Below are 17,187 nucleotides of genomic sequence, written 5' to 3'. Positions count from 1 at the left end.
CTCAGGTCGATTCCTCAGGTCCTCAGGCCAAGTGGCGGTACCGGCCCCGGAAGTACGTCAGCGGCCCGCCGTCCGCGCTCGGGACGCGGGCCGTCAGGACGCGGCCGATCACCAGGACGTGGTCCCCGGCCGGTACGCGCTGCTCGGTGCGGCACTCCAGGACGGCCAGGGCGCCGCCGACGAGGGGCGCGTCGGTGTACTCGCCCCGCGTGTACGGGATGTCCGCGAACAGCAGGCGGTCGCTGACCCGGCCCTTCATGGCGAAGCGTCCGGCGATGTGCCGCTGGCTCTCGGCGAGGACGGAGACGCCCCACAGGTCCTGCTCGGCGAGCAGATCGTCCATGCGGGAGCCCTCGCGCAGGCTCACCAGCACCAGGGGCGGGTCCAGGGACACCGACATGAAGGCCGTGGCCGTCATGCCCACGTCCTCGCCGCTCGGTGCGCCGGGGTCGTCCGGGTCGAGCGGCGCCTCTCGCGCGGTCACCAGGACCACGCCCGAAGCCAGCCGGGACATGGCGGCGCGGAACTCGTCGTTGCTCACCCCCTCAGCATGCCCGGAGGCGGGCGACGGAATGATCGGGGACGTGGCAGGGGGAGTGTTCGGCACACCGGAAACGCTAATCTCCGTCCCGCGCGTCCCGCATCGGGCTCCCGGCCTATCACGGTCTTAGGACCCGCGACCGATCTCTCGCGACTCTCTTGTGACCGCGACTCTCTTGTGACGTTGTGCGCAACGCCATAAAAAGTGGGCTCACTGCGCGCACCGGGAAAACGCAGAAACTCCACTCAATTGTTCAGGTTTGCCTGTGACTTGAGTCACAAGGGGCAGGAATTGTTGACCCTGTGTACCGAGTGAGCAGCGCGCTGTGATTCAGTGGCGGGGAAGCTGCCAGCACGTACGCCGATGAGAACCCTTGATTCTTGATTCGCTGCGAGGTACTCGGGGGGAGGGCGAGCATGGAGACCGAGTCGGAGCCTTACGTCCGTCTTGCGTCCCTGCGACAACTGCACCAGGTCATGGCCGACATGAACACGGCCCGCAGCCTGGCGGACACACTGCAGACCGTCGCGGAGGGCGTGGTCACCGCCCTCGGGTACGAGCTGGCGTGCGTGAACCTCGTCCGGCCCGACGGCGACCTGGTCGTCGCCGCCTTCGCCGGGAACCCCGCCGCCGAGGCGCTCATCACCGGCCGCGTCGGCTCGCGCGAGTCCTGGGACCGCCGCCTGAACATGGGCGAGCGCTGGGGCGACCTGGTGTTCATACCGCACACCGAGGGCTGGGTACTCGACGACGACGACGTCCCGCAGTGGTACACCGACGGCCCCGCACCCCGCTTCGAGGACGAGTGGCATCCGGCCGACCGGCTCTTCGCGCCCATGTACGCGCCCGGGCCGCAGGGCAGCGGGACGTGCGGCGAGCTGATCGGCGTGCTGTCCGTGGACCGGCCGCGCAACGGCCGCCGCCCCGGCGCCTGGGGCCGCGAGGCGCTCCAGATGTACGCCTTCCAGGCCGCCATCGCGATCAGCAACGCCCGGCTGCGCGCCAACATGCAGCGCGCCCTCGTCCGGCTGGAGCGCGAGCAGCAGGCGCTGCGGGCGAGTGAGGAGAGCTTCAGGCAGGCCTTCGAGTACGCGCCCTCCGGGATGGCCATCGCCGAGATGGGCGGCGACCAGCACGGCCGGATCCTGCGCACCAACGACGCCCTGTGCCGGCTCCTGGGCCGCCCCGCGTCCGCGATGCGCCGCTACTCCTTCTCCGACCTGGTCCACCCCGAGGACATAGGCACCCTGCTGCGCACCTCGGCGGAGGGCGGCCGCGCGGAGCTCCGCCTCGGCCGCCGGGACGGCACGTACGTCTGGGTGTCGCTGCGCAACAGCGTCGTCGCGGACGCCGCCGACGGCCCCCGCTTCCTCCTCACCCATGTCGAGGACATCGAGGAGCGCAAGCGCCGCGAGCTCCAGCTCGCCCACCGGGCCTCGCACGACTCGCTCACCGGCCTGCCGAACTCCGCCGAACTCCGCTCCCGCCTGTCCGCGCGGTTGTGTCAGCGCGCCGCGTCCCCGTACTCCGCGGTCGCCGAGTCCCACGACGCGGCCTACGGCCACCCCGCATTCGACGTGGTCGGCCAGGGCTTCGACTTCGGCGGGCCGGGTACCGAGCCGTACGACGCCTACGACCACCATGTGCACACCGTCGCCCCGGACGGCGACCACGACGACGGCACCAAGGGCCTCGCCGTGCTCTTCTGCGACCTCGACGGCTTCAAGTCGATCAACGACCGGTTCGGGCACAACGCGGGTGACGCGGTTCTCATCGAGGTCGCCCAGCGGCTGAGCAACGGCGTCCGCGACGGTGACACCGTCGCCCGGCTCGGGGGTGACGAATTCGTCATCCTGGCCGACGGGCTCGGCCGGGCCGATGCCCAGGACCTCGCGGTCCGCCTCCGCAACGAGATCATCCAGCCCATCCGCGCCGAGGGGCGGGCCGTCCGGGTGGGCGCCAGTTTCGGCATCGGATGGGCACACTGTGGAATGACGGCGGACGAAGTGTTGAAATCCGCTGACGAGCGGATGTACGTCGAGAAACGATCTCGTCCCAAACAACACAGACGCGCCGGGTGAGTCCCAGGTCAGCGAGTGTGTGCGGTCTGAGTCACCCGTTTGGGTCACTGGGAGCGGGTAGGCTCGCTTTCTCTACTCGTACTTCTTCGCACCGCACCTGACTGAGGAGACCAAGGGATGACGCCCGGCAGCAACGGCGCGAGCACGCCCGAGGACGACGACCCGTTCGGCTATCTCTACGCCGACGGGCAGGCCAACGGGGCCCAGCCGCCGTCCGGGGGCTACGGCTACCCGAACTCGGTCAACCGGGTGCGGGCGGTCGGCACACGTCAGTACGGCCAGCAGTCGCAGGCCACCCAGACCGCGGCGTACGGCCAGGCTCCGCAGCAGCAGGGCGGCGGCTACGGTCAGCCGAACGCGCACTACGCGGCGCCGGAGACGCTGCCCGGCGGTGCTCCTACCGCTCAGCAGCAGATGCCGGCCGGTGGCGGTGGCGGCGGCCGGGGTGGCCGCGGCCCGAACACCAAGGGCCTCCTGATCGGTGCCATCGCGGTGGTCGCCGCGGTCGTCATCGGCATCGGCGTGGCCATGCTGGGCGGGGACAAGGACAAGGACGACGCGTCCGACGAGGTGGGCACGACCCCGACCCAGTCCCAGGAGTCGAAGCCGAGCCCGTCGAAGAGCAAGGGCGGCGGCGAGAGCAAGGCGGACCTGCCGACGATCGACGCCAAGGCCCTGCGCCTCGGCGGTGGTGCGACCCTCGCGCAGGACGTCAAGGGCGCCCAATCCGACGGCGGCATCTACGTGGGCAACCTGAACCAGGTCGGCTCCTCGGTCACCTGGACCGTCAACGGCATTCCGAAGGACGGCCAATACACCCTCTTCGCGGGCTTCAGCACGGTCGACGAGGACCAGGAGATGACGCTCACGGTCAACGGCAAGCCCTTCGGCAGCAAGTTGAACATGGGCAACTTCACGCACACCTCGGACGGCGACTTCGCCAAGGGGTGGACGAAGACCTACGCCTGGCCGACCCTCAACAAGGGCACCAACACGATCACGGTCTCCTGCCAGGACGGCGACAAGTGCAACGTCCTGCTGGACCAGCTGTGGCTGAAGGCGGGCCAGGTCAAGGATTAAGGTTCGTGCAATCCTGAGACGGCCGTCGCAGTGTCTGCGACGGCCGTCTCATTGCGCCGTTAGATTCGTCCGGCTTCGACACACATGGCAGCAACCCAGCCAGTCCTGCCTGCCCAATGGACCTTGAGCCAGTCATTGTCGGAAGGGCCGCCGGACCAGCACGTGTAGTTCCCCCCGTTGTTGTTCCGGGTACACCTTTCCCCGCCGCAAGGAACCCTTGTGTCGGGATCCTTGATGGTAGCGATCTTGGAGGCAGAGACGCTGGCACTCGTCCGTATGGTGAAGTCGTGGCCGTCCTTCTGCCAGACACCCGCTCGAACGGTCTCCGCCGAGGCTATGGAACTCGTGGAGAGAGCGAGTGCAAGTGATGCCATGCCCGCAGCTGCGAGCTGCCTGATCACCGTCGACTTGCGCATGTGTTCCCCCTGTGAGAGGTAGATCATTGGTCGCCGGTGATCTTAGACGTCATGCAGTATGGGAAGCAGGTGTATTTCGGACGTAGCCCGGCTCAGGCTGCGCTGACCTCTCCGTTCACCGTGACCCGCCCCAGCAGTTCCTCGTACAGCCGCCGGTCGAACTCCCCGGCCACCGGCGCCTGCACCGTCGCCGCCGACAGGGCCGTCGCCCGGGCCAGGCGGGCCGGCCAGGGGAGGTGTTCGGTCAGGCCGGAGAGCAGGCCCGCTACCGCCGAGTCGCCCGCGCCCGTCGGGTTGCCTCGCACCGGGGCCGGTGGGGTGGCGTGCCAGCGGCCGTCTCGGGTGGCGGCGAGGAGGCCTCGGGGGCCGAGGGAGGTCACGACCGCGCCCGCGCCCCGGCGGCGGGCGTCCTGGGTGGCTCGCAGGGGGTCGTGGGAGCCCGTGAGTTCGGCCAGTTCGTCGGCGTTCGGCTTGATGATGTCGGGGCGGGCCGCGACGCCCCGGCGCAGGGGTTCGCCGCTGGTGTCCAGGAGCACCGGGATGCCGGAGGAACGGGCGGTGCGGACCAGGCCCGCGTAGGCGCCGACCGGTACGCCCGGTGGGAGGCTGCCGCACAGGGCCACCGCCGAGGCGGAGGCGAGCAGGTGCTCGTAGGCCTCCTGGAAGGCCGACCACTCGGACGGTGTGATCGTGGGGCCGGGTTCGTTCAGCTGTGTCGTGTCGCCGGTCTGTCCGTCGACCACCGCGATGGTGCGGCGGGTCGGGCCCGCGACCGGGACCAGCGCGTCGACCACGCCCGGTACCGACGCCAGCTTCTCCTGCACGACCCGGCCGGTCGCCCCGCCCGTGAACCCGGTCACCGTCACCTCGTGCCCGAGCGCCGCGAGCACCCGGGCCACGTTGACACCCTTGCCGCCGGGGCGTTCCGTCACCTCGGAGACGCGGTGGGAGGCGTGCGGCCTGAGGGACCGTACGCGATAGGTGATGTCGAGAGCGGTGTTCAGCGTGACCGTGAGGATCACCGGGCGGACCTCCCCCAGACGCGCTTGTTGCCGTGAACGTTCCCTGATCATGCCAAAGAGACGGCGGTCGGCCCAGTCCTGGAGTCGGCCACCGTCTCTCGACTGTGGGATGGATCAGCCCAGTTGGGGAGGGACCACCCATTCGCCCCGGCGCATCACGCCCTTCAGGTCGAAGTCGGCGTCCAGGAGCACCAGGTCGGCGTCCTTGCCGGGCTCCAGGGAGCCGATCCGGTCGTCCATGCCGAGCAGGCGGGCCGGGTTCGCGGAGAGGGCCGTCACGGCGTCCTCGACGGAGAGGCCGTCGACCGTGACCGCCCGTTTGAAGGCGCGGTCCAGGGTGAGGGTGGAGCCGGCGATCGTGCCGTCCGCCACCAGGCGGGCCACGCCGTCGGCGACCTCCACCTCCAGCGGCCCGAGCCAGTAACGGCCGTCGCCGAAACCGGCCGCGTCCATCGCGTCCGTGATGAACGCGACCCGGCCTGCGCCCGCGTGATGGAACGCCAGCTGGAGTGCGGCGGGGTGCAGGTGCGTGCCGTCGTTGATCAGCTCCACCGTGATCCGGTCGTCCTCCAGGAGTGCCGTGATCGGGCCGGGGGCGCGGTGGCCGAGGGGCGGCATCGCGTTGAAGAGGTGGGTGGCGACCGTGGCGCCCGCGTCGATGGCCTCGACCGTCTGCTCGTACGTCGCGTCCGTGTGGCCGATCGCCGCGATCACGCCGTGCTCGGCCAGGAGGCGTACGGAGTCCAGGCCGCCGGGGAGCTCCGTGGCCAGCGTGAGCATCTTCGCCCGGCCCCGGGCCGCGTCGACCAGTTTGCGGACCTCCGCGGGGTCCGGGTCGCGCAGGAGGTCCTCGGAGTGGGCGCCCTTGCGGCAGGGGGAGATGAACGGGCCCTCGAAGTGGATGCCGGCGATGTCGCCCTGCTCGGCCAGTTCGCTCAGCAGGCCCGCGCGCCGGGTGAGGAAGTCCATGTCGCCGGTGACGGTGGAGGCGACCAGGGTGGTCGTGCCGTGCAGGCGGTGGGTGTGGATGCCCTTGAGGATGTCGTCGACCGACCCGGAGGTGAAGGAGGCTCCGCCGCCGCCGTGGTTGTGGAGGTCGACGAAGCCGGGGATGACGTAGTGGCCGGGGACGTTGACGACCTCGGCGTTGTCCGGTGCCGACCGGGTGATGTGGGTGCCCTCGATCGTCACCTGGCCGTTTTCGACGGATCCGGTGGGGAGTACCACTGTCGCGCCGGTGAGGACCGTGGGGTGTCCGGCCGTTGCGGGGTGCGGGTACGTGGGGGCTTGTCGCGCAGTTCCCCGCGCCCCTGAGGCGTTGATCATCAGGGGGTTACCTCCATGCGGTCGGTGTGGTCGAGGAGATCCCAGGCCAGGAGCCCAGCACCGAGACATCCGGCCGTGTCACCCAGCGCCGCCGGGACGAGTGACGGCTGTTTCTGGAAGGTGACCCGCTGCCGGATGGCCTCCCTCAACGGCGTGAACAACGTCTCTCCCGCCTCCGCCAGCCCACCCCCGATGATCAGGGTGCGGGGATCCAGCAGCGTCAGAGCTGTGACCAGGCCGTCGGCCAGGGCGGCCACGGCCTCCTGCCAGACCGCCTCGGCCTTCGGGTCGCCGGAGTCCACCGCCTTCGCGCAGTCGGCGGCGTCCGCGCCCGGGTCGCCCGAGACCGCGGCCCAGGCCTCGCTCACCGCCGCCGCCGAGGCGAAGCGTTCCAGGCAGCCGTACTGTCCGCACGGGCAGGCGGTGCCGCCGGGGCGTACGACGATGTGGCCGATCTCGCCCGCGAAGCCGTGCGCGCCCGCCTCGACCCGGCCGTCGACGCCGATGGCGCCCGCGATGCCGGTGCCCAGCGCGACGAACAGGAACCGGTCGGCGCCCCGCCCCGCGCCGACCCGGCCCTCGGCGAGGCCGCCGGTGCGCACGTCGTGGCCGAGGGCGACCGGAACGCCCAGCCGCTCCGCCAGCAGGTCGCGCAGCGGGACGTCACGCCAGCCGAGGTTGGCCGCGTAGGCGGCGACGCCCCGGGCCTCGTCGACGATGCCGGGGACGGCCACGCCGGCGGCCTCGGCGGGTGTGCCGAAGTGCTCGGCGCCGTAGGCGCGCAGCTCGGCGGCGAAGTCGAGGATGCCCGCGACGACGGCCTCCGGGCCCTGCTCGCGTCCGGTGGCACGGCGGGCCCGGTGCAGTACCTCGCCCCCCGGCCCGGCCAGGGCGGCCTTCATCCCGGTGCCGCCCACGTCGAGGGCGATGACATGTCTCACGGAGAACAGTGTGACCCGGGGACCCGCAAGAGGTCTAGTCCACTCACGTGGTGTAGACCTTATTCCGAATATCGAAAACTTTCGGTGGCGGCAACGCCACGGTAACGGGCGGCGACGCCAGGGTGGGGAAGAACAGCGGTGCAGCGGCGGCGGATGGCAGGAACGATCGCGGTGGTGTCCGCGCTGGGCATGACGGCGGTCCTCGGCGGCTGCGGCATGACGGGCGGCTCCGCCGACCTGACACTGAAGCTGGTCGCCGCCGACTACGGCGACAACGCGGCCAACAGCTCGCGGAAGTACTGGGACAAGCTCGTCAAGGAGTACGAGGCCGAGCACCCGGACGTGGAGATCGACGTCAGCGTCTACTCCTGGAACGACGTCGACCGCAAGGTCCGGGAGATGGTCGCCGCCGGTGACCCGCCGGACATGGCGCAGATCGGCGCGTACGCCGACTACGCGGCCGAGAACCAGCTCTACAAGGCAGACGACCTGCTCTCCATACCCGTGCAGGCCGACTTCGTCGGGCAGCTGGCCACCGCGGGACAGGTCAAGGGCGTGCAGTACGGCATGCCGTTCGCCTCCTCCACGCGTGTGCTCTTCTACAACAAGACCCTCTTCGCCAAGGCCGGGATCACGCCGCCCGAGACCTGGGAGGACCTGGCCGACGACGCCGAGGCGCTCAAGGCCGACGGCGTGAAGTACCCCTACGCGCTGCCCCTCGGCCCGGAGGAGGCGCAGGCCGAGACCATGCAGTGGATGCTCAGCGGCGGGGGCGGCTACACCGACAGCGTCGACAGCTACGGCATCGACGCCCCGGAGAACATCGACACCTTCTCCTGGCTGAAGGACGACCTGGTCGGCAAGGGACTGACCGGGCCGGTCGCGCCCGGCGAGCTCAACCGGGCCGCGGCGTTCGCCGCCTTCGCCAAGGGCGAGGTCGGCATGCTCAACGGGCACCCGTCCCTGGCGAAGATCGCCGCCAAGGCGGGCGTGAAGTACGGCATGGTGCCGACGCCGGGCAAGGAGGGGACGACCAGTTCCACGCTCGGTGTCGCCGACTGGATGACGGCGTTCCGCAAGAACGGGCATCGCGACCAGGTCGGCGACTTCCTCGACTTCGTCTACAGCGAGAAGAACGTGCTGGCCTTCTCCCGGGAGTACGACCTGCTGCCGGTCACCAGCTCCGCGTCCTCGGCCATGGCCGCCTCGGGCCAGGACCGGCACCTCAGGACGTTCCTGGACGAGCTGCCGTCCTCCGAGCTGTACCCGGCCGGCAAGACCTCCTGGGCCGAGGTCAGCGCGCAGGTGAAGCAGCAGATCGGCAAGGCGGTCGCTCCCGGTGGCAGCCCCTCGGGCGTCCTCAGCCGGCTCCAGGCGGAGGCGAGCCGGGCGGAGAACGCGGAGTAGTGCCGGTGGCGCTGCCGCTGTCGGTGGGGGGCGCTACCGTGCCGGGCATGGACGAGGAGTACGACGACGGGATGGGGCTCGGGCGTGTGGAGCGGGAGATCCTCGCGCTCGAACGTCGTGGGTTTCCCGGGCCCGGCGCGAAGGAGCGGGCGGTGCGGGAGGAGTTGGGGCTTGCGCCTGTGCGGTATTACCAGCTGCTCAACGCGCTGTTGGACGATGCGCGGGCGTTGGCCCATGACCCGGTGACGGTGAATCGGTTGCGGCGCGTGCGGGAGATGCGGCGGGGGGAGCGCTGAGGCGTGGTGTGCGGGTGCGGGTGCGGGCAGCGTTGTGGTTGTTCGCGCAGTTCCCCGCGCCCCTGAGGGGCTGCGCCCGCGCAGTTCCCCGCGCCCCTGAGGGCGTGCCCCACTGTTCGTGACGACGGTCAGCCGAGTCGGGCTGCCAGAGTTCGCAGTAGGTGCACCACACCCTGTGGGCCGTCCACCACGAGGTCCGACCGATCCCTGAGCTCGGTCACCTCGTCACTGCCGCTGCACACCAGTAGGCCCGGGGTGCCGTTCGAGCGGAGTTTTTCGACGGCGGCGTAGGCGGGGAGGTCGCCCAGGTCGTCGCCGGCGTAGAGGACGGATCCGGCGGTGATCTCGCGGGCGAAGGCGGTGAGCGCGACGCCCTTGTCCATGCCGGGCGGGCGGAGTTCGAGGACCATGCGGCCGGGCTCGACGATCAGGCCGTGGCGGGACGCCAGTCCGGCGAGCGGTTCGCGCAGGGAGTCCAGGGCGGCCTGCGGATCGGCGGCCCGGCGGGTGTGCACGGCCACCGCCCGGCCCTTCTCCTCGATCCAGGTCCCCTGCGAGGCGCCGAGCCGGTCGAGGAGCTCGGGCAGCTCGGCACGGACCGCGGCGACGCCGGGGTGCGGTTCGGGGGCGCTGGTCTGGCCGCTGCGGGCGTCCCACCGCTCGGCGCCGTAGTGCCCCAGGACGACGAGGTGTTCCAGCCCGGGTACGTCCGCGAATCCGCCGTTGCGCACCGCCACCTCGGCGGGCCGCCCCGTGATCACCGCCACGGCGGCGACCTTCGGCGCGAGCGCGGCCAGCGCGGACAGGGCCTCGGGGTGGGCCCGGGCCTTCTCGGGGTCGGCCACGATCGGGGCGAGCGTTCCGTCGAAGTCGAGCCCGATCAGGGCCTTGCCCGGATGCGCGAGGAGGGCGTCGAGACCTTCGCGCCCGGGCTGTGTGGCGGGTTCCGGCAGCGTGGGGCCGGGGGACGAGCCGGTCATGATGATCAGCTCCTCAGCGCGTCGAGCTGGTCCAGGAACCACTGCGCGGGCGGCAGTGCGGTGGCCGCCGCCGCGAGGCGCTTGGCGCGTTCCGCGCGTTCCCCCGGGCCCATCGACAGGGCCTCGTGCAGGGCCGTCGCCGTGCCGGTGACGTCGTAGGGGTTCACCGTGATCGCGTCCTCGCCGAGCTCCTCGTAGGCCCCGGCCTCCCGCGACAGCACCAGCGCGCAGCCGGTCTCGGAGAGCACCGGGACCTCCTTGGCGACGAGGTTCATGCCGTCGCGGATGGGGTTGACGAGGGCCACGTCGGCCAGCCGGTACGCGGCCAGTGAGCGGGCGAAGTCGTCCTTGACGTGCAGGACGACCGGGGTCCAGCCCGGTGTCCCGTACTCGGCGTTGATCTCGTCCGCCAGCCGCTGCACCTCCGCCGTGTAGTCCCGGTACACCGCGAGGTCCTGCCGCGACGGGTACGCGAAGGCGACGTGCACCACCCGCTCGCGCCACTCGGCATGGGTCTCCAGCAGCCGCCGGTAGGCGAGCAGGCCGCGGACGATGTTCTTCGACAGCTCGGTGCGGTCGACCCGGACGATGGTGCGTCGGCCCTCGCCGATCTCCTGGCGGAGCGCCACGATCCGCTCCTCGACGTCCTGCTCGTGCGCCCGCTTGCGCAGGAAGTCCGCGTCGGCCCCCAGCCCGTGCACGCCGATCCGCGTGCCGCCGAGCCCGCCGGCGAACCGCTCGGCGCACGCCTCGAACGCGTCCGCCCAGCGCCGTGTGAGGAAGCCCAGCCGGTCCGCGCCCAGCATGCCGCGCAGCACCTGCCCGGCCACGTCGTCCGGCAGCATCCGGAAGTACTCGGGCGGCGCCCACGGCGTGTGCGAGAAGTGGCCGATGCGCAGGTCGGGCCGCAGCTCGCGGAGCATGCCCGGCACCAGCGTCAAGTGGTAGTCCTGCACCACGACCGCCGCGCCCTGCGCCGCCTCTTCCGCCAGCGCCTCGGCGAACGCCCGGTTGTACGTCTCGTACGACGTCCACTGCCGCCGGAACTCCGCGTCGAAGACCGGCTCCAGCGGCGTCTGGTACAGCATGTGGTGCACGAACCACAGCACCGAGTTCGCGATGCCGTTGTACGCGTCCGCGTGCACGTCGGCCGGGATGTCCAGCATCCGCACGCCGTCCTCGCCGACGCCACGCCGGACCGCCTCGCGGTCGCCGTCGGACAGCGCCGAGCACACCCACAGCGCGTCCGCGTCCGAGCCGATCGCGGAGAGCCCGGAGACCAGCCCGCCGCCGCCGCGCTTGGCGTTCAGCGAACCGTCCTCGCCGACCGTGTAAGAGACCGGGCCGCGGTTGGAGGCCACCAGCACCTGGGCAGCACCGTACGTTGAAGCCATAAGCCTCAACCTAGCCCGGCCAGGAAACGCTCAAACGTACGGACCTGCCCCACCCGGCCGAAAACGGCCCCGGTCAGGCCGCCCGCCGCGCCTGGTACTCGGCGATCTCCACCATCGGCGGACGCTCCTCGGTGTCCACCGAGTAGGTACGCGGCTCGAAGCCGTCCTCGCCCCGCTCGAACTGGGTCAGGGACGGCCGGACCAGGTGCCCGCGGGCCAGCCGCAGCTGGGCCGTGCGGTAGATCGCGGCGGCCATCCGGCCCAGCGCCTGCCCGTCCTGGTGCCGGTGCTTGCGCACCCCGACGTCCACCTGGGCGAGTGCGTCGAGCCCCACCAGGTGCAGGGCGTCGACCAGCATGCCCAGCTCGACGCCGTACCCGACGGGGAACGGCAGCTGCTCCAGCAGCGAGCGGCGGGCCGCGTACTCGCCGCCGAGCGGCTGCACGAACCCGGCCAGCTGCGGCCAGTGCATGTTGAGCAGCGGCCTGGCCATCAGCTCGGTGACCCGGCCGCCCTGCCCGCTGGCGCCCCCCAGGGGGCGGTCGTACATGCCTTTCACCAGGTCGACGTCCGGGTCGGTGAGCAGCGGGCCCACGATCCCGGAGACGAACTCGGACGAGAAGTCCCTGAGGTCGGCGTCGACGAAGCAGACGACGTCCCCGCTGGTCGCGAGCAGCGCACGCCACAGCACCTCGCCCTTGCCGGGCACGGCCGGCAGGCGCGGGAGTATCGCGTCCCGGTGCACCACCGTCGCGCCCGCGGCGGCGGCCACCTCCGACGTACGGTCGGTCGAGCCCGAGTCGACGACGACCAGCTCGTCGACGAGCGGGACCTGCCGCATCAGGTCGTGGCGGATGACGGCGGCGATGTCGCCGACGGTCTCCTCCTCGTTGAGCGCGGGCAGTACGACGCTGACCGTCTGGCCCGTGCGCTGCTTGGCTGCCAGTATCTGGTGGAGCGGGCGATCGGCCGCGGACCAGGAACGGGTGCTCAGCCAGCGCTCGACTTCTTCCAGCACCGTGGCGCTCCTCTGGGTTCTCTCGGCGGGACGGACCTGTGATCCATCTCGCGGTTCGGACGACTATCTCAACTGTCCTGGTCGTCGGTTACAGTCTTGAACAACGCGGGTGACCAACGCATGTCCGGGGTCAACCGCTGTTTACAACCACATACAGCTCATCCAGAGGGGCAGAGGGAAACGGCCCGATGAAGCCCCGGCAACCCTCCAGTCGGTACTCGTAGGTCACTGGCGACCACTTCGCGAGGCTCCCGACTAGGGAAGGTGCCAAATCCGTCTCACGGCGAGATGCGTCGTGAGGAAGATGAGGAGAAAGGGCCTCGCCTCATATGGCTGCGCAGACTGTTGCAAGCACCACGAACACCACCGTCGACCTCGGCCCCGCCGCCGCCCTGAGCTGCCGCGAGTGCGGCCACCGCGTGCCCCTCGGCCCGGTCTTCGCATGCGAGGAGTGTTTCGGCCCGCTGGAGATCGCCTACGACTTCTCGGCCTACGACACCGAAGAGCTCCGCAAGCGCATCGAGGCGGGCCCCGCGAACATCTGGCGCTACGCCCCGCTGCTGCCGGTCCCGGCCGACGTGGCGGACAAGCCGAACATCAACCCGGGCTGGACCCAGCTCGTCAAGGCCGACAACCTGGCGCGCGAGCTCGGCGTCGACGCGGGCAAGCTCTTCGTCAAGGACGACTCCGGCAACCCGACGCACTCCTTCAAGGACCGCGTCGTCGCCCAGGCCCTGGAGGCCGCCCGCGCCTTCGGCTTCACCACGCTGTCCTGCTCCTCCACCGGCAACCTCGCCGGCGCGGTGGGCGCGGCGGCGGCCCGCGCCGGCTTCCGCTCCTGCGTGTTCATCCCGCACGACCTGGAGCAGGGCAAGGTCGTCATGGCCGCGGTCTACGGCGGCGAGCTCGTCGGCATCGAGGGCAACTACGACGACGTGAACCGCTTCTGCTCGGAGCTCATCGGGGACCCGGCCGGCGAGGGCTGGGGCTTCGTCAACGTCAACCTGCGTCCGTACTACGCGGAGGGGTCGAAGACCCTCGCGTACGAGATCTGCGAGCAGCTCGGCTGGCAGCTCCCGGACCAGCTGGTCGTGCCGATCGCCTCCGGCTCGCAGCTCACGAAGATCGACAAGGGTCTTCAGGAGCTGATCAAGCTCGGGCTGGTCGAGGACAAGCCGTACAAGATCTTCGGTGCGCAGGCGCTCGGCTGTTCGCCGGTGTCGACGGCGTTCAAGGCCGGGCACGACGTGGTCCGCCCGCAGAAGCCGGACACCATCGCCAAGTCCCTGGCGATCGGCAACCCGGCGGACGGGCCGTACGTGCTGGACATCGCGCGCCGTACGGGTGGTGCGGTGGAGGACGTGAACGACGAGCAGGTCGTGGATGCGATCAAGCTGCTCGCGCGGACCGAGGGGATCTTCGCGGAGACGGCCGGGGGTGTGACGGTGGGTGTTGCGCGCAAGTTGATCGAGAACGGGGTGCTCGACCCCACCAAGACCACTGTCGTGCTCAACACCGGGGATGGTCTGAAGACGCTGGACGCGGTGGCGGGCACGGGGCTGACTGCGACCATTCGGCCCAACCTGGACTCGTTCCGGGATGCCGGGCTCGTCTGATCGTTGTTCGCTGCGGGCCGGTGGGGGGCTGGTCGCGCAGTTCCCCGCGCCCCTGAGGGCGATTCCCAACTGGAGGTTTTGAAGTCATGAGCGTCACCGTCCGCATCCCCACCATCCTGCGTACCTACACCGGCGGTCAGGCCGAGGTGTCCGCCGACGGGGCGACCCTCGGGGAGGTCATCGCCGATCTCGAGAAGAACCACACCGGGATCGCCGCCCGCGTCCTGGACGACCAGGGCAAGCTGCGGCGGTTCGTCAACGTGTACGTGAACGACGACGACGTGCGGTTCGAGCAGGGTCTTGAGACGGCGACGCCGGACGGTGCCGGCGTGTCGATCATCCCGGCGGTCGCCGGTGGCTGAACCGGCCGACCGGCTTGATTGTTACCCGGAGTAACGCCGGTTACCGAGAGTTCATCGAATTGCCCCCTCCGTGAGAGAAGCGGAGGGGGCAATTCTGTGTGGTTGAGCGCGGTACAGTTGGGGAACACGCTCCCGATCTCGTGATCGTGAGCCCTGAATTCCTGCCGCGCGCCCGACAAGATGTAGCCAAAGTGTGAGTGTCTTTCGCGGCTTTTGTTCCCTTTGTGTGGCCCGACTTGCCCTGAAGTCACACGAATTCTCCCCACATTCCGGATGCCGCGCGTCCGGAATTCTCGTCCGATTGACCTGTTGCAGACGGCAGTTGGACAGATACATTCAGCCGCGGTCGACGCGTTCCGGCGCACGCCCCCAATCCGTGGGGGGTGAGGTCTGACCCGGATCCGCGAAGTGCGGGTCTGTGCAAGGGCCAGTAATAGGGGAGTTAGGCATGGCTCAGGGCACCGTCAAGTGGTTCAACGCGGAGAAGGGGTACGGCTTCATCGCGGTCGACGGTGGTGCGGATGTTTTCGTCCACTACAGCGCGATCCAGATGGACGGGTACCGCACCCTTGAAGAGGGCCAGCGGGTCGAGTTCGAGATCTCGCAGGGCCAGAAGGGCCCACAGGCCGACATGGTTCGCGTGGCTGCCTGAACGCGCGACCACGACAGACCGCAAGCGGCAGGTCTTCTCTGAAGGGCCCGTACCCCCCGGGGTACGGGCCCTTCGGCCTGTTCGAAAGGGCTGCCGGGCGGTGTTCGCGGGTGGCTGACGGCCCCGCCCGATCCACGGGAGGCGCTTGCACTCGCCATGCCCGAGTGCTAATCATTGCGTTAGCACTCTGAAGGTGAGAGTGACAACGTAAGGACCGGGTCGGTGAGGCCCGCAGGCCGGGTGGGAAGGAACCACGAGGCTGGCGAGCCGTCCGTCGCGGGCGCGGGCGCGGTCCGAAGTAATCACCCCCAGTCCTGGAGGGACCACTTCACATGGCCAAGATCATCGCGTTCGACGAGGAGGCGCGGCGCGGCCTCGAGCGCGGCATGAACCAGCTCGCGGACGCCGTCAAGGTGACGCTCGGCCCCAAGGGCCGCAACGTCGTCCTCGAGAAGAAGTGGGGCGCCCCCACGATCACCAACGATGGTGTGTCCATCGCCAAGGAGATCGAGCTCGAGGACCCGTACGAGAAGATCGGCGCCGAGCTGGTCAAGGAAGTCGCCAAGAAGACGGACGACGTCGCCGGTGACGGTACGACCACCGCGACCGTTCTCGCCCAGGCCCTGGTCAAGGAGGGTCTGCGCAACGTAGCCGCCGGCGCCAACCCGATGGCCCTGAAGCGCGGTATCGAGCGTGCCGTCGAGGCCGTCTCCGCCGCCCTGCTGGAGCAGGCGAAGGACGTCGAGACCAAGGAGCAGATCGCCTCCACGGCCTCCATCTCCGCCGCCGACACCCAGATCGGCGAGCTCATCGCCGAGGCCATGGACAAGGTCGGCAAGGAAGGCGTCATCACCGTCGAGGAGTCCCAGACCTTCGGTCTGGAGCTGGAGCTCACCGAGGGTATGCGCTTCGACAAGGGCTACATCTCGGCGTACTTCGCCACCGACATGGAGCGTATGGAGGCCGTCCTCGACGACCCGTACATCCTGATCGCGAACTCCAAGATCTCGAACGTCAAGGACCTGCTCCCGCTCCTGGAGAAGGTCATGCAGTCGGGCAAGCCGCTGCTGATCATCGCCGAGGACGTCGAGGGCGAGGCCCTGTCGACCCTGGTCGTCAACAAGATCCGCGGCACCTTCAAGTCCGTCGCCGTCAAGGCCCCGGGCTTCGGCGACCGCCGCAAGGCGATGCTGCAGGACATCGGCATCCTCACCGGCGGCGAGGTGATCTCCGAGGAGGTCGGCCTCAAGCTGGAGAACGCCACGCTCGACCTGCTGGGCAAGGCCCGCAAGGTGGTCATCACCAAGGACGAGACGACCATCGTCGACGGTGCCGGCTCCGCCGACCAGGTCCAGGGCCGCGTCAACCAGATCCGCGCCGAGATCGAGAACAGCGACTCGGACTACGACCGCGAGAAGCTGCAGGAGCGCCTGGCGAAGCTCGCCGGCGGTGTCGCGGTCATCAAGGCCGGTGCCGCCACCGAGGTGGAGCTCAAGGAGCGCAAGCACCGCATCGAGGACGCCGTGCGCAACGCCAAGGCGGCCGTCGAGGAGGGCATCGTCGCCGGTGGTGGCGTGGCCCTGCTCCAGGCCTCCCAGGTCTTCGAGAAGCTGGAGCTCGACGGTGACGAGGCGACCGGCGCCAACGCCGTGAAGCTCGCGCTGGAGGCCCCGCTGAAGCAGATCGCCGTCAACGGTGGTCTCGAGGGCGGCGTCGTCGTGGAGAAGGTCCGCAACCTCACCGTCGGCCACGGCCTGAACGCCGCGACCGGTGAGTACGTCGACATGATCGCCGAGGGCATCATCGACCCGGCGAAGGTGACCCGTTCCGCGCTGCAGAACGCCGCCTCCATCGCCGCGCTGTTCCTCACCACCGAGGCCGTCATCGCCGACAAGCCGGAGAAGGCCGCCGCGCCCGCCGGCGGCGGCATGCCGGGCGGTGACATGGACTTCTGATCCGCCTGACGGCTGATCAACGTCCTTGCCGAGGGCGGCACCCCCTGTTCCGACAGGGGGTGCCGCCCTCGGGCGTGTGCGGGATCACAGCACGGGCGGG

15 protein-coding genes and 1 riboswitch are annotated in these 17,187 nt (G+C 70.1%); of the genes, 8 read left to right on the top strand and 7 right to left on the bottom strand.

What is annotated here, in order from left to right:
• Positions 1-22: 22 nt before the first annotated feature.
• Complete coding sequence (locus ABEA82_RS19320; protein ID WP_423655679.1) at positions 23-607, bottom strand: flavin reductase family protein; 585 nt, start codon at positions 605-607, stop codon at positions 23-25.
• A gap of 350 nt (positions 608-957) precedes the next feature.
• On the opposite strand from ABEA82_RS19320, the gene cdgB reads away from it, so the two are divergent.
• Positions 958-2,622, top strand: coding sequence for a diguanylate cyclase CdgB (gene cdgB, locus ABEA82_RS19315; RefSeq protein ID WP_345662792.1), 1,665 nt, complete (start codon positions 958-960; stop codon positions 2,620-2,622).
• Between the two features lie 117 nt (positions 2,623-2,739).
• Complete coding sequence (locus ABEA82_RS19310; protein WP_345662791.1) at positions 2,740-3,702, top strand: carbohydrate-binding protein; 963 nt, start codon at positions 2,740-2,742, stop codon at positions 3,700-3,702.
• A 508-nt stretch (positions 3,703-4,210) separates the two neighbouring features.
• Here ABEA82_RS19310 and ABEA82_RS19305 read toward each other — a convergent pair.
• The 3 genes from ABEA82_RS19305 to ABEA82_RS19295 all read right to left on the bottom strand — a co-directional run bounded on the left by ABEA82_RS19305 (position 4,211) and on the right by ABEA82_RS19295 (position 7,407).
• Complete coding sequence (locus tag ABEA82_RS19305) at positions 4,211-5,140, bottom strand: 1-phosphofructokinase family hexose kinase (RefSeq protein WP_345662790.1); 930 nt, start codon at positions 5,138-5,140, stop codon at positions 4,211-4,213.
• Positions 5,141-5,254: 114 nt separating this feature from the next.
• On the bottom strand, positions 5,255-6,466 hold the full coding sequence (gene nagA, locus ABEA82_RS19300; protein ID WP_345662789.1) for an N-acetylglucosamine-6-phosphate deacetylase: 1,212 nt from the start codon (positions 6,464-6,466) through the stop codon (positions 5,255-5,257).
• Entirely contained in the window at positions 6,466-7,407 is a 942-nt protein-coding gene (locus ABEA82_RS19295; RefSeq protein WP_345662788.1) for an ROK family protein, read from the bottom strand. Before ABEA82_RS19295 ends, nagA begins: the two co-directional genes overlap by 1 nt.
• Positions 7,408-7,560: 153 nt before the next feature.
• On the opposite strand from ABEA82_RS19295, the gene ABEA82_RS19290 reads away from it, so the two are divergent.
• Together ABEA82_RS19290 and ABEA82_RS19285 are read left to right on the top strand one after the other, a co-directional pair.
• Positions 7,561-8,814 (top strand): ABC transporter substrate-binding protein, encoded by a 1,254-nt coding sequence (locus ABEA82_RS19290; RefSeq protein WP_345662787.1) that lies wholly within the window; start codon positions 7,561-7,563, stop codon positions 8,812-8,814.
• 47 nt (positions 8,815-8,861) lie between these two features.
• On the top strand, positions 8,862-9,110 hold the full coding sequence (locus tag ABEA82_RS19285) for a DUF3263 domain-containing protein (protein WP_345662786.1): 249 nt from the start codon (positions 8,862-8,864) through the stop codon (positions 9,108-9,110).
• Between the two features lie 128 nt (positions 9,111-9,238).
• Here the strand turns inward: ABEA82_RS19285 and otsB are convergent, their stop codons facing one another.
• From otsB to ABEA82_RS19270, 3 genes are all read right to left on the bottom strand, one after another.
• On the bottom strand, positions 9,239-10,090 hold the full coding sequence (gene otsB / locus ABEA82_RS19280; RefSeq protein ID WP_345662785.1) for a trehalose-phosphatase: 852 nt from the start codon (positions 10,088-10,090) through the stop codon (positions 9,239-9,241).
• Positions 10,091-10,095: 5 nt separating this feature from the next.
• Complete coding sequence (locus ABEA82_RS19275) at positions 10,096-11,484, bottom strand: alpha,alpha-trehalose-phosphate synthase (UDP-forming) (protein ID WP_345662784.1); 1,389 nt, start codon at positions 11,482-11,484, stop codon at positions 10,096-10,098.
• 73 nt (positions 11,485-11,557) lie between these two features.
• Complete coding sequence (locus ABEA82_RS19270; protein ID WP_345662783.1) at positions 11,558-12,502, bottom strand: glucosyl-3-phosphoglycerate synthase; 945 nt, start codon at positions 12,500-12,502, stop codon at positions 11,558-11,560.
• Between the two features lie 155 nt (positions 12,503-12,657).
• Positions 12,658-12,813, top strand: a riboswitch (SAM riboswitch).
• A gap of 18 nt (positions 12,814-12,831) precedes the next feature.
• Between ABEA82_RS19270 and thrC the strand changes: the two genes are divergently transcribed.
• The 4 genes from thrC to groL all read left to right on the top strand — a co-directional run bounded on the left by thrC (position 12,832) and on the right by groL (position 17,087).
• Positions 12,832-14,118: a threonine synthase gene (gene thrC, locus ABEA82_RS19265; protein ID WP_345662782.1), complete on the top strand. Its 1,287-nt coding sequence runs from the start codon at positions 12,832-12,834 to the stop codon at positions 14,116-14,118.
• An 86-nt stretch (positions 14,119-14,204) separates the two neighbouring features.
• Positions 14,205-14,480: a ubiquitin-like small modifier protein 1 gene (locus ABEA82_RS19260; protein WP_030243208.1), complete on the top strand. Its 276-nt coding sequence runs from the start codon at positions 14,205-14,207 to the stop codon at positions 14,478-14,480.
• Between the two features lie 448 nt (positions 14,481-14,928).
• Complete coding sequence (locus ABEA82_RS19255) at positions 14,929-15,132, top strand: cold-shock protein (RefSeq protein WP_003949956.1); 204 nt, start codon at positions 14,929-14,931, stop codon at positions 15,130-15,132.
• A gap of 332 nt (positions 15,133-15,464) precedes the next feature.
• Positions 15,465-17,087, top strand: coding sequence for a chaperonin GroEL (groL, locus tag ABEA82_RS19250; RefSeq protein WP_053672570.1), 1,623 nt, complete (start codon positions 15,465-15,467; stop codon positions 17,085-17,087).
• Positions 17,088-17,187: the final 100 nt, after the last annotated feature.

The sequence above is a fragment of the Streptomyces venetus genome (assembly GCF_039540295.1).
Lineage (GTDB): Bacteria > Actinomycetota > Actinomycetes > Streptomycetales > Streptomycetaceae > Streptomyces > Streptomyces venetus.
The sequence above is the reverse complement of the archived record's forward strand: the minus strand, read 5'-3'. Positions and strand labels throughout refer to the sequence as shown.

What these genes read in the sequence shown, in the direction of transcription:
- ABEA82_RS19310 (WP_345662791.1), top strand. Translation starts at nt 2,740, where the DNA reads ATGACGCCCGGCAGCAACGGCGCGAGCACGCCCGAGGACGACGACCCG.
- nagA (WP_345662789.1), bottom strand. Translation starts at nt 6,466, where the DNA reads ATGATCAACGCCTCAGGGGCGCGGGGAACTGCGCGACAAGCCCCCACG.
- ABEA82_RS19290 (WP_345662787.1), top strand. Translation starts at nt 7,561, where the DNA reads ATGGCAGGAACGATCGCGGTGGTGTCCGCGCTGGGCATGACGGCGGTC.
- groL (WP_053672570.1), top strand. Translation starts at nt 15,465, where the DNA reads ATGGCCAAGATCATCGCGTTCGACGAGGAGGCGCGGCGCGGCCTCGAG.
- ABEA82_RS19285 (WP_345662786.1), top strand. Translation starts at nt 8,862, where the DNA reads ATGGACGAGGAGTACGACGACGGGATGGGGCTCGGGCGTGTGGAGCGG.
- otsB (WP_345662785.1), bottom strand. Translation starts at nt 10,090, where the DNA reads ATGACCGGCTCGTCCCCCGGCCCCACGCTGCCGGAACCCGCCACACAG.
- ABEA82_RS19275 (WP_345662784.1), bottom strand. Translation starts at nt 11,484, where the DNA reads ATGGCTTCAACGTACGGTGCTGCCCAGGTGCTGGTGGCCTCCAACCGC.
- thrC (WP_345662782.1), top strand. Translation starts at nt 12,832, where the DNA reads ATGGCTGCGCAGACTGTTGCAAGCACCACGAACACCACCGTCGACCTC.
- ABEA82_RS19255 (WP_003949956.1), top strand. Translation starts at nt 14,929, where the DNA reads ATGGCTCAGGGCACCGTCAAGTGGTTCAACGCGGAGAAGGGGTACGGC.
- cdgB (WP_345662792.1), top strand. Translation starts at nt 958, where the DNA reads ATGGAGACCGAGTCGGAGCCTTACGTCCGTCTTGCGTCCCTGCGACAA.
- ABEA82_RS19260 (WP_030243208.1), top strand. Translation starts at nt 14,205, where the DNA reads ATGAGCGTCACCGTCCGCATCCCCACCATCCTGCGTACCTACACCGGC.